Annotated in this window: 8 protein-coding genes; 3 read left to right on the top strand and 5 right to left on the bottom strand. The window is 42.5% G+C overall.

All coding sequences use genetic code 11. The annotated features are described in order from the left end of the window. Positions 1–7: 7 nt before the first annotated feature. From mreD to DS2_RS03795, 4 genes are all read right to left on the bottom strand, one after another. Positions 8–484: a rod shape-determining protein MreD gene (mreD, locus tag DS2_RS03810; protein WP_035013308.1), complete on the bottom strand. Its 477-nt coding sequence runs from the start codon at positions 482–484 to the stop codon at positions 8–10. Continuing rightward, positions 481–1,368, bottom strand: a complete 888-nt coding sequence (gene mreC / locus DS2_RS03805) for a rod shape-determining protein MreC (protein WP_035013307.1) — start codon at positions 1,366–1,368, stop codon at positions 481–483. Before mreC ends, mreD begins: the two co-directional genes overlap by 4 nt. A 10-nt stretch (positions 1,369–1,378) precedes the next feature. Then, positions 1,379–2,425 (bottom strand): rod shape-determining protein, encoded by a 1,047-nt coding sequence (locus DS2_RS03800; protein ID WP_035013306.1) that lies wholly within the window; start codon positions 2,423–2,425, stop codon positions 1,379–1,381. A gap of 141 nt (positions 2,426–2,566) precedes the next feature. Further along, positions 2,567–4,513: a lytic transglycosylase domain-containing protein gene (locus DS2_RS03795; protein WP_051479597.1), complete on the bottom strand. Its 1,947-nt coding sequence runs from the start codon at positions 4,511–4,513 to the stop codon at positions 2,567–2,569. Between the two features lie 203 nt (positions 4,514–4,716). On the opposite strand from DS2_RS03795, the gene fadB reads away from it, so the two are divergent. From fadB to DS2_RS03780, 3 genes are all read left to right on the top strand, one after another. Next, positions 4,717–6,867 carry a fatty acid oxidation complex subunit alpha FadB gene (fadB, locus tag DS2_RS03790; protein ID WP_035013305.1) on the top strand — a complete coding sequence of 717 codons (2,151 nt, stop codon included), beginning with the start codon at positions 4,717–4,719 and terminating at the stop codon, positions 6,865–6,867. Between the two features lie 13 nt (positions 6,868–6,880). Further along, positions 6,881–8,059 (top strand): acetyl-CoA C-acyltransferase FadA, encoded by a 1,179-nt coding sequence (fadA, locus tag DS2_RS03785; RefSeq protein ID WP_035013304.1) that lies wholly within the window; start codon positions 6,881–6,883, stop codon positions 8,057–8,059. A gap of 192 nt (positions 8,060–8,251) precedes the next feature. Next, positions 8,252–9,040 (top strand): TIGR04219 family outer membrane beta-barrel protein, encoded by a 789-nt coding sequence (locus DS2_RS03780; protein ID WP_035013303.1) that lies wholly within the window; start codon positions 8,252–8,254, stop codon positions 9,038–9,040. Positions 9,041–9,126: 86 nt separating this feature from the next. On the opposite strand, the gene DS2_RS03775 is transcribed toward DS2_RS03780, so the two are convergent. Next, positions 9,127–12,015 carry a hypothetical protein gene (locus DS2_RS03775; protein ID WP_035013302.1) on the bottom strand — a complete coding sequence of 963 codons (2,889 nt, stop codon included), beginning with the start codon at positions 12,013–12,015 and terminating at the stop codon, positions 9,127–9,129. Between the last annotated feature and the right edge of the window lie 12 nt (positions 12,016–12,027).

The raw sequence follows: 12,027 nt of genomic DNA, 5'->3' as shown, positions 1-12,027 counted from the left end.
TCTGTTCTTATCTTATTCTGAGTTTTCGTCGATATTTGCGCAGTAATAGAAATGCCCAAGGCCATATAAATGCGTTGGTCACCGCTGGCCAGAGCAACTCTGGTAAAAAATAGACTGTGGTTAAAAAATGTTGGATCCAATAGTCAACCAAATGATAAAACGCACTAACCATAGCCACGATTAACGCCTGTTGCCAAATTGACAGGTTGCGAATGGTTAGATGATTGACAGCGGCTATATACACGACCAATGATAACAATAAAGCGTGCAACCCAAGCACGTTTCCCAACAAAATGTCATATAACACGCCAACAACAAATGCGCTGCCAACATTAATTCTATGAGGCAAAGCTATCGCCCAATAAAACAATACAAGCAACACCCAGTCTGGTCGAAATGCTTCCACATAACTAGGTAACGGCGCCATCGCCAAAATTAACGTTAGCAATAAGCTAAGTGCAATAAGCGAACGGGAACCTATCATTGAATCAGCTCCTTGGCATCACGTTTAATTTCTTTCAAAGTGGCTTTAGTTGGTTTAGTCGGCGCATTTGGTGGCCATAACAATAATAAATATCGAATCCGATCCAATTGAGCAATTGGTTGAGTTTGAATTTGTGCAAACGGCAGACTTTCATTACTGATCACCCGTGAAACTTCAGCAACAGGGTAACCTTCTGGATATTTTTGCCCTAAACCAGAGCTGACAAGTAAGTCACCTTCTCGAATATCCGCAGAATGTGGCACATAGTTCAATTCAAGCCTTGCCATTGAGCCAGTCCCTGCTGCGATACTACGCACTGAGTTGCGCGCAACTCTAACTGGAATAGCATGGGTAATATCAGTAATTAACAATACTCGACTGGTTGTAGGTGCAACATCAACCACTTGGCCAACAATGCCATTTTCATCTAAAACGGCTTGTCCCTCGTATACACCGTTTAGAGAACCTCGATTCAACAACACTTGATGGCTATTGGGGTTACTGGTTACCGACATAACTTCTGCAACCATTTTACGGATATCTTGGCGAACGGGGGATTCTAATAAAGCTCTGAGACGAGTATTTTCGCGCTGCAAAAACTGCATCCGTAATACACTTTCTTGCAGTAACAAATTGGTTTCACGTAGCCGCGCGTTTTCTTCCAATAACGAGTGGCGCGAAGAAAGCGATTCAGCCGACCAATCTAACATACTCTGAGGTAAGTTTGCCGCGTATAAAATTGGACTCACCAATGAGTTTAAATAAACTCGAATAGAGTCAAATCCTTTTAATCTATGATCGACAAACATCAGCACAAGGGACAACACTACGGCGATAATAATGCGCAGTTGCAGTGCTGGCCCATTGGCGAATAGTGGAGTCATATGCGATTAATTAATCGTACGCAAATAAATCGCCACCGTGCATATCAATCATATCAATGGCTTTACCGCCGCCACGAGCTACACAAGTTAATGGGTCGTCCGCAATCACAACCGGGATACCAGTTTCTTCCATCAATAGTCTGTCTAGGTCTTTTAACAAAGCACCACCGCCTGTTAAAACCATACCACGCTCACTAATGTCGGAAGCAAGCTCTGGTGGTGATTGTTCTAATGCGACCATGACCGCACTGACAATGCCTTGCAATGGCTCTTGCAGCGCCTCTAAAATTTCATTGCTATTTAATGTAAAGCTACGTGGCACACCTTCTGCGACGTTACGGCCACGTACTTCGATTTCTCGAACTTCGTCGCCTGGATAAGCTGAACCAATTTCATGCTTGATACGCTCTGCAGTTGCTTCACCGATTAAGCTACCAAAATTACGACGCACGTAAGATATAATAGCTTCGTCAAATTTATCACCACCAATGCGAACTGATGAAGAATAAACAATACCGTTTAACGATATAATCGCAACTTCCGTAGTACCACCACCGATATCGACCACCATTGAACCAGTTGGCTCTGAAACGGGCAAATCAGCACCAATCGCCGCTGCCATTGGTTCTTCGATTAAATAAACTTCGCGTGCACCTGCCCCTAAGGCAGATTCTTTAATCGCTCTTTGTTCAACTTGAGTTGCACCACATGGCACACAAATGAGGACTCGAGGGCTAGGACGGAGTAAATTGTTGTTGTGGACTTGTTTGATAAAGTACTGCAACATCTTTTCGGTCACGTAAAAGTCCGCAATTACACCGTCTTTCATCGGCCGAATTGCTTTAATATTACCTGGTGTACGACCTAACATTTGTTTAGCTGCGGCACCAACCGCAGCAACACTGCGTTGTCCACCCGCACGCTCTTGGCGAATAGCAACAACTGAAGGTTCATTTAAAACGATACCCTGATCTTTTACATAAATAAGTGTGTTAGCTGTCCCTAAATCTATAGACAGATCGTTGGAAAAAACTCCACGTAGTTTTTTTAAAAACATTGGGTGGGATCCCTTAGCAAATACTGAACGGCAAAATTGGCCTAACTTTACCAATGAGCCAGTCAATCGGCAAGTAAAGCTGCAAAAAATAACGTAAAGTTATTCCTTTGCAGCTGCTCCCTCAACAGATAGGTTTTATCATTAGCGCCGCTTTACCACATGTTTATTAACAATATCCGCAAAGATATCTTTAGGTTGCTGATTAAATAGCTCATAAACTTGTTGATAAGCTAAAACTGCCTTCACATATTCTCTGGTTTCTTTGTATGGGATTGTTTCTATCCAAATGTCTAGTGGCACAGGCTCTTCTTGCGGTATCCATTTTAACACTCTGTGATAACCGGCATTGTATGAAGCAATCGCCAGTGGAATTTGCCCATTCATTCTGTCGGTTAGTTGAGCTAGATATTTTGTGCCTAATTCGACATTGGTTTCGGCAGTAAATAATCGGTAAGGATTAAACTTTCGCCCGGCCAGCGTTTTAGCGGTTGCCGGCATGATTTGCATCAAACCTCTAGCACCAGCAGACGAGTTGGCATCAACCATAAACGAACTTTCTCGGCGACTGACTGCCATTGCCAGTGTCAATTCGATGCCAGCTTGTTCACTATACTTTTGGTACAAATCGACATAGGCTCGCGGAAAGCGTAAACTCACCTCATCATGGTAACCAGCCTGTGAAATACCGCGCAATGCTTGGTCATACCAATGCCACTGATGGGCTAAATACGCCGCATTGGCTTGCTCAATTTTATCTAAACCTTGTTTAAATTTGTACCATTCGCGTCTGGCTTGAGTATATCTTTGCAGCACAAAAAATTCGTACGCGCGTTTAGCACTCGGCGCATCTTTTAAACGCGCAAGAATATCCAAGTCAATTTCAACGCCCTTGTGGTTTAAGTGGTATTTAATCTGCGTACGAGCCGCAGCTAAAAAACCATAATAATGCCGAGTTTGCGCTAACTGAGTAAAACTTGCCGATTCACTATTAATACCTAATGCCACCTCGGCTCGCGCCAACCAATATTTGTTGGCGGATAAAGCTTGCAATGACTCAGGTAATGAATGATACAAATCAATTACCTTATCCCACTGCTTGTTTCTTAAATAAGTAGCCAAATGCCAGTGTACAATTTTGCTATCTTTTAAATGCCGTGGAATACGCGTTAGCCACTGTGTCGCTTGGTCATGCCCTTTACTGGCGAGCGCTAAAGCAAAGGTATAGTGGATTTCATCGAGTGATTTGGCATCAATGCTAAAATGCTCAAGCATTTTGCCATAATGTTTAATTGCTCTTTCTGGATCGCGCCATATCAACCTTTGAATACCATATACTTGAATTTGAGCATACTCAGCAGTTTTGTTAAAACTCGACAAACGAGTAATTCGTGCAGGATCTCGTCTAACACTGTGCCATAACTTTGCCCACCCTTGCTCTGATTTCGGCAGCAAACGGGTCAAATAAGGTATCAGGGTGTGGCGCCCTCCGTCGGCTGCAAGTACTACACGGCGTTTGACCATATCTGTAGTGCGCAAACCCGCATCTGCCCATTGTTTAAACAGCGGGTCACAGGCTTTTGGCTGAGATTTTCCGACCACCCAAAGTGGCATAATATCATCGGCTAAATCTTCAATTTTCCCACCAATCTGCAACTGAAACCTTAACTTATGGCAATTAAGCTCTGCGTTTGACGTTGGTTTAAAGTCATTCAAAAACAAAATCGCTTCATTCTTTTTCGCCAAATAACGCAGCCACGGCATTCTTAACGACCACTCTAACGCTGTACCTTCATACAAATGCAAAAACGCTCGAATCGCTTGTTTATTGCTTAAATAAGGGTGTTTTTTTAGATAAGCCAATTCAATATAGGGAAATAAAGGGTAGTCGCCATAACTTTCGCGCCATTTATTAATTGTGGAAAGCGACGCTTTGGCTGCTTTTCTTTCATGTTCAACAAACCAAACTCTTTGTTTACTCAAGCGTGCTTCAACATCTTCAATTTGATTGCTTGCATAACTAGAACTACTGACTGCAAACAACAGTCCTGCACAACAAATTTTACTAAGGACTTGCTTCAAAAAATACATATTGGGCTTAAATTCCACCGTCAAAAATAAATTCAAACAACCGTTTGAATTTCACAAAATACTGGTTACACTCTAATCAGATAACGCGTTTATTAACATTATCTTAAACAAGTGAACGAACAAGTGTAAGTAAAGTCATAGAATAATTTAGAACATTCTGGACTTTATCTATCCCAAATTAAACTATCAATGGGAGTATCTGCATGTTATTTCAAAGTAACAACATTCAGCTTGTCGAGCTAGAGCAGCAAATAGGCGAACTGATATTAAACGCCCAAGGCTCGGTAAATAAGTTCGACAAAGAGACTTTAGAAGCGTTCCGCTGTGCTATCGAAAAAGCTCAACAAAGCCAACTCAAAGCACTGGTGCTCACCAGCACTAAGCCAGCTTTTATCGTAGGGGCTGATATAACGGAGTTTTTGGATAAATTTGCCTTACCTCAAACTGAATTGTTAAGTTGGATAAAATATGCAACTGACATTTTCGATGCACTTGAAGATTTACCTTTTCCAACAGTTAGCGCCATTAACGGTTATGCATTAGGCGGTGGTTGTGAAACCATTTTAGCAACAGATTTTCGCATTGCCGATACTCAAGCTCGTATTGGTTTGCCTGAAGTTAAGCTGGGTATTATGCCCGGATTTGGTGGTACTGTTAGAATGTCGCGTTTGTTAGGGGCAGACAATGCAATGGAGCTAATCACCACAGGTAAAGAATTAAAAGCAGCAGACGCGTTAAAACTTTCGCTAGTCGATGCGGTTGTCGAGCCTGAGATACTGCGCGAAGCCGCAATAGACTGTGCTGTCCAAGCGGCCAACGGCCAGTTCAATTGGCAACAAAGACGCCAACAAAAACTCAGTGCTTTATCGCTGAACAAAACTGAAAACGCAATGAGTTTTGCATTAGCTAAGTCCATGGTTATGCAAAAAGCCGGTTCCCATTACCCTGCACCACTGAAAGCTGTAGAAACGATAGAACAAGGTTCGAAATTAGCGCGAGATGACGCAATGCGCATCGAAAACGAAAACTTTGTTGAACTAACTCAAACACCACAGGCACAGGCACTCGTTGGATTGTTTTTAGCCGACCAGCAGGTTAAAAGTTTAGCTAAATCAGCGAAAAAACTTGCAGCGCCAGTGCAAACAGCAGCCGTATTAGGTGCAGGTATTATGGGCGGAGGAATTGCTTACCAAGCAGCCAGCCGTCAACATAAGGTGATCTTAAAAGACATTAATGCCAACGCACTTGATTTAGGAATGCAAGAAGCCGCCAAATTACTCAACAAAGCGGCGTCAATGGGCAAAATATCAGCCGAGCAAGCTGCACAAAGTTTAATCCGCATTCAGCCGACACTTGAACACAATGCGCTCAAGCCAGCTGACATTGTAGTTGAAGCGGTTGTCGAAAATGCCAATGTAAAAGCTAAAGTGCTCGCGGAAACCGAACAAACCATCAGCGATCATGCTGTGTTGGCGACCAACACCTCAACCATCTCAATTGATTTACTCGCTCAAGATCTACAAAGACCAGCAAACTTTTGCGGTATGCACTTTTTTAACCCTGTACACAAAATGCCATTAGTTGAAGTGATTCGAGGCAGTAAAACATCTGAACAAACGATAGCCACCGTGGTTGAGTTTGCAAAAAAAATGGGCAAAACACCAATCGTAGTCAACGACTGTCCGGGCTTTTTTGTCAATCGAGTTCTGTTCCCATATTTAGCAGCTTTCAATCAACTTATGTTTGATGGCGCCGATTTAGCCACTGTCGACAAAGTGATGGAAAAGCGCTTTGGTTGGCCGATGGGGCCAGCGTATTTATTAGACGTGATAGGCTTAGATACTGCTTTTCATGCGCAATCTGTTATGGCAAAAGGCTTTCCTACCCGCATGCCAATGCCAAGCGATAACTTGCTTAAAGTGTTGGTTGATGCTCAGCGGTTGGGGCAAAAGTCTGGCAGTGGTTTTTATCGCTACGAGTTGGATAATAAAGGGAAATTACAAAAGCGGCCAGATGACTATATAGCAACTCACTTGCAGCAAGCCGGTGTGGTTCAGCAAACCTTTAACGAGCAACAAATTATTGACCGACTAATGATGCCAATGATCAACGAGTGTATTTTATGCCTCGAACAAGGCATTGTAGCGAGTGCCGAAGAAGCTGATATGGCGCTGATTTATGGTTTAGGCTTCCCGCCATTTAGAGGGGGAGTATTCAGGTACTTGCAACAATTAGGGCTGAAAAGCTATATCACCCGCGCAAAAAGTTATGAGCACTTAGGGCCTGCGTATCAACTCAGTGATAGTTTGCTCGACAAAGCAAAATCGAATCTACAATTTTTAGCGACCAAATAGCGAGGCAAATAACATGAATACCAAAATTCAAGAAGTTGTGATCATTGACGCTATTCGTACCCCAATGGGTCGCTCAAAAGGTGGCATATTCCGTAACGTAAGAGCTGAAGACTTATCAGCACACGTAATGAGCAGTTTATTAGCCCGCAACCCTGAAATCGATGCAAAAGACATTGAAGATGTGATTTGGGGTTGCGTTATGCAAACCCTTGAGCAAGGCTTTAACATTGCACGAAATGCGGCTTTATTAGCGGGTTTACCAAAAACCGTTGCTGCGGTAACAGTAAACCGATTGTGTGGCTCCTCCATGCAAGCCCTTCACGATGCGGCTAGAGCGATTATGACAGGCATGGGAGAGGTATATATAGTTGGTGGCGTCGAGCATATGGGCCATTTACCTATGACCCACGGCGTAGATTTTCATCCAGGCCTAGCAAAAAACACCGCCAAAGGCGCGGGATCCATGGGCCTAACGGCTGAAATGCTTGCAAGAGTGCACAAAATAGGCCGTGAACGCCAAGACGAATTTGCTTGCCGTAGCCACCACAGAGCGCATCAAGCCAGTGAAAACGGCAATTTTTCCGATGAAATTGTCCCAACCTATGGACATGATCAAACCGGCAAGTTGATACTCGCGAATAAAGATGAAGTCATTCGGCCAGAAACCAATATGCAAGCACTCGCTAGCTTGCGACCTGTTTTTGATCCAGTATCTGGCTCAGTCACAGCAGGTAACGCATCAGCTTTATCCGATGGTGCATCAGGCCTACTGGTTATGTCAGCTGCAAAAGCTAAACAACTAGGGTTAACTCCAATTGCGAAAGTGAAATCAATGGCAGTTGCGGGTTGCGATCCTTCAGTAATGGGTTATGGTCCAGTACCGGCTACATTAAAAGCACTGCAACGTGCAGATTTAAGTGTTGAAGACATAGATTTATTTGAACTTAATGAAGCTTTTGCCGCCCAGTCATTGCCTGTGATTGATGATTTAGGGTTAACAGATGTTATGGATGAAAAAGTCAATCTACACGGCGGTGCCATTGCGTTGGGCCACCCGCTTGGGTGTTCAGGCGCACGAATCAGCACCACGCTACTCAATTTAATGCAGCAAAAGGATGCGCGTTATGGGCTAGCCACTATGTGTATTGGTTTAGGCCAAGGTATTGCCACTGTATTTGAGCGCGCCGAATAAATTTGTGTAAGCTTGGGTTAACATTTGCCACCCGAAACAAATGTTAACTCAATCGCTTTTTTGCCATTTTCCTGCAATTGTCAAAAAGTCTTACTGGTAAATTAGTTACAATCCAATACAATTAAAACAAAGCGCGATATTGAGCACTGCGCTTCACTCTTTACCCCATTTATAAAGAAAAAGGGATCTACAATGAAAACACAGAACAAATTTAAACTAGCACTTTTAGCTTCGTGTTTAGCCACAGCAACCAGTGCCCAAGCAGATATGATTTTAGGCTTATACGCTGGTGCACATTACTGGAACATTGAGCCAGAAGGTCAATTTGGTACCAAAGAAGATGACCAAGAATCCTTTGATTTTGATTCAGCAAGTAACGCTTCTTTTTACGTTGCTTTAGAGCATCCAATTCCATTAGTGCCAAATATTAAAGTTCGCCGAAATCAAATGGAAGATTTGTCTGGTAATGGCCAAATTGAAGGTGAATTCGAATTCGCAGGTGAAACTTATCAAGCTGATACAGATGTGGTCGTAGATGCTGATTTAACCAATACAGATTTTATGCTGTATTACGAAATATTTGACAATGGTTTAGTCAGTTTTGATTTTGGCCTAAATGTAAAACATATAGATGCTTATATCAAAGCGACTGGCACAACCTCTTCTGGGAATGGTTCTCAAACTGAAACCAGTGAAGAAGAATTCAGCGGTTATGTCCCTATGGGTTATGTTGCTGGTGCCGTTGGTTTACCATTAACAGGCTTATCTGTTTATGGTGATATGAGTTTATTGTCAGTGGGTGACCATAGCTTAAGTGATTATCAAGTGGGTATCGCCTATGAATTTATCGATAACCTAGCAGTGGATATGGAAGTACAAGTTGGTTACCGCAGCTTCGCACTTGAATTAGATGACTTAGAAGGTATCTATACAGATTTAGACTTTAAAGGTGTCTATGCTGGTTTACAAGTGCATTTCTAAAACTGCACCTGTCGCTTAGCCCAATAAAAAAACGCCATTCAGGCGTTTTTTTATAGCTGGAACTTACTCAAAAAACAGCATAAAATTTATTGCTCAACTGCTGCCGAGCTTGCTGCGGCGATTGCCACTTCTGTTTGCTGCCACGAACTTTCTAGCTCATCTTGATCTATCGCTTTGACACGATAACAATAGGTACTGCCCGCGACCACATCTGAATCTGTGTGCTTTTGTTGGCTTGATACAACAACAGCCAACTCACGCCAACTATTACAACTAGCTGTTGCTTTTTCAACAACATAATTACTGATGTCAGACTCAGCATTTGCATTCCAAACTAACTCAACAATGCCGCTGTTTGCTGACGCTTGCAACCCTTTAGGAGCTGACGGTACAGGTTTGGTCGTTGCGCCTATAATGCGGGTACGACCGCCCTCTGCATCATAGGTATTATAGGCAGAAATTGCATATTCATACTCTGTCCCATCGTTAAGCTTACTGAATAACGAACCATCATCAATATAGGTATTAATCGCAATATCTTTAATGGTTTTGATCCGTTCCATCTTACCTTCATCGTTTTTGCGATAAATGTAATAACCTGCCACATCACTATCTGTAATTGATTGCCAAGTTAATTGTACCTGCTTAACTAACCCTGATTGTACTGCAAACGATTTAGGTGGTGATGGTAACGACTTAGTTTTAGCGGTGACCGCTTCTGAAGCGGGCGTTTCAACAAATCCATCTATCGCACTGATTTGATACTCATAAGCCGTAGCATCGGCTAATTTTTTGTTGTCTAAATATTCTGTCGTCAACGGACTGTCTATCTGCACTAACTTATTCCAATCTTGGCTACCTTGTTTACGGCGATATATTTGATAACCAGTGACATTTTGTTGCTCATTCCACGTCAGCAGAATTTGTCGCAGCATTTGATCTTTTTTAACGCTCAGCTGCAAAGTGGCAGGATTGGTCACCACTGAAGAATAAACTTCCGCACTTTGTAAACCAGCTTGGTCTTGAGAAATTAATTTATATTGTGTTTGCGCATACGGCTTGAGTTCTTTATCAACAAAACCAGTTGCATCTGCTGGCAGCACCGCAATCTGTTGCCAGTCTTGCTCATTCCACTTTCTAGATAAGATATAATTGGCGATATCGGCTGCGGTAGACGCAGGCCAACTAATGGTAATATCTTGCTGCCCAGCTTCGGCGCTTAATTGGCCAACACTTTTAGGCAAAGTTTTAGTGCTTGCACTTGCAACATAACTTAAATCACCGCGTGCACCATATTTATTGACTGCAGCAATGGCATAATGGTATTGCACACCATCTTTTAATTGTTTTTCGCCATCTCCATCAATAAATTCAGCGGTTTGATATCCTGGGATCTCATAAGCTAAGCTAAGCTGGTCCCCCTGCTGAAAGCCATTACCATCGTCTTCCATACGATAGAGTTTGTAGCCAATTAAATCAGGGTCTTGAATTGCATTCCAAGTCAACTTAACCGCTTTAACTAAACCACTCTGTGCTTGTAGGTTTTCAGGCCTAGCGGGTAAACCTTTAGTTTTGGCTGATACTATGTTGGACGGATCGGATTCTCGGCCATTATTGACTAAACTGACATAATATTCATATTCAGCACCATCGCGTAAACCCTGGCGATCGATAAACCTACGTACATCTGACTGCTCGACATCACCGACCCTTTGCCAAATGGTGGTACCAAGTTCGCGACGATAAATATAAAAACCACCTTTACTGCCTTCCACCTGCCAATCTAGTTCGACTTGCCTTAACAAGTTATCTTGATGAACGGATAAATTTGGGGTTCCAGGTGAAAAAACCACCTCAGTCCCACTTAAAGGACTTTCATAACCTTTGCTATTAACTGAAGAGACTGAATAACTGTACTGCTCACCATCTTCAACATTATTCTTATCTGTAAAAGAGTAACTTAATTTAGGTTCATCGGTATTGAGCGTTAATGTACCCACATGCAACCAATTACCGCCCGACGATCGTTTTCGGTAAATTTTATATTTACGGATTACGTGGCCTTTGATTGGATTATCTAAATTCGGCACAAAAGTGACGGTTGACTGTTTGACACCAGTATCAACCGATAAAATCGTTGGTGTCAGCGGGCGCAGTTTTATCGATTTGTCGATATAGGTAATCTGTTGAATTGATACATCTTCAGCTTGTTCACCTGTTGATTTTTCGACAACTGCCAATTTATAAAAATAGCTTTTGCCACTTTCAACTTGCGAGTCTAAATAACTGTTCGCTTGCAGCGACGCTATCTGAGTATATGGGCCTGTTTCAGCTTCTCCTCGATACAAATTGAAAATTTCAATGGTTTCGGGCTCAATGGCACGCCAGCTAATTTCAACGCCGCCTTGCACGACTTGGCTGATAAACTCAGATAAATATTGTTTTTTCATTTCAGCCTGAGCAGCTTGTGCTGCCAAGGCAATTTTAGCTTCTGCTTTTGCATCGACTAAGCTTTGAGCCATCGCTTTGATTAAAGTATTCGCAAGCGCTGGGCCTTTATCATTGATGTCATTGCGTCCACTAAAGGATATTTTCCACTCTTTTGCCAAACGCTCGTGAACTATATCTATCATGCGAATTTCTGTAGCGATGCCATTATCTGACATTTGCACACTACCAAAAATCACAAACTCAACTCCAAGCGCTTTGCCAATATGAACAGCATCCTCATCGGAATTGCCCATAGAGAGGCCTTGACGAAACAGCTCAGATTCCATATCGCGACGAGACATCATTTGCACTTCACCACGTTTGTCTAAGTTAGACCGCAATGCAAATTGAATATCACCATCAAAACCAATGGAATCTATATCGAGCGGCTTTAAATTCAATAAAGCTGTATTGTAAGCCGCCCAAAGTGGTGTTGCGCTTAAACAAACAAGCAACAACACAACACTTTTTAGCTGTTTAATCATAACTCACTTCCT

Origin of the sequence: Catenovulum agarivorans DS-2 (assembly GCF_000568405.1) — a bacterium.
Lineage (GTDB): Bacteria > Pseudomonadota > Gammaproteobacteria > Enterobacterales > Alteromonadaceae > Catenovulum > Catenovulum agarivorans_A.
Note: the sequence above shows the minus strand (reverse complement) of the source record. Positions and strands in the feature narration are given on the sequence as shown.

Bases quoted from the DNA above. Each gene is read 5' to 3' on its own strand.
- DS2_RS03775 (WP_035013302.1), bottom strand. From the start codon at position 12,015: ATGATTAAACAGCTAAAAAGTGTTGTGTTGTTGCTTGTTTGTTTAAGC.
- mreC (WP_035013307.1), bottom strand. From the start codon at position 1,368: ATGACTCCACTATTCGCCAATGGGCCAGCACTGCAACTGCGCATTATT.
- DS2_RS03795 (WP_051479597.1), bottom strand. From the start codon at position 4,513: ATGTATTTTTTGAAGCAAGTCCTTAGTAAAATTTGTTGTGCAGGACTG.
- fadB (WP_035013305.1), top strand. From the start codon at position 4,717: ATGTTATTTCAAAGTAACAACATTCAGCTTGTCGAGCTAGAGCAGCAA.
- DS2_RS03800 (WP_035013306.1), bottom strand. From the start codon at position 2,425: ATGTTTTTAAAAAAACTACGTGGAGTTTTTTCCAACGATCTGTCTATA.
- mreD (WP_035013308.1), bottom strand. From the start codon at position 484: ATGATAGGTTCCCGTTCGCTTATTGCACTTAGCTTATTGCTAACGTTA.
- fadA (WP_035013304.1), top strand. From the start codon at position 6,881: ATGAATACCAAAATTCAAGAAGTTGTGATCATTGACGCTATTCGTACC.
- DS2_RS03780 (WP_035013303.1), top strand. From the start codon at position 8,252: ATGAAAACACAGAACAAATTTAAACTAGCACTTTTAGCTTCGTGTTTA.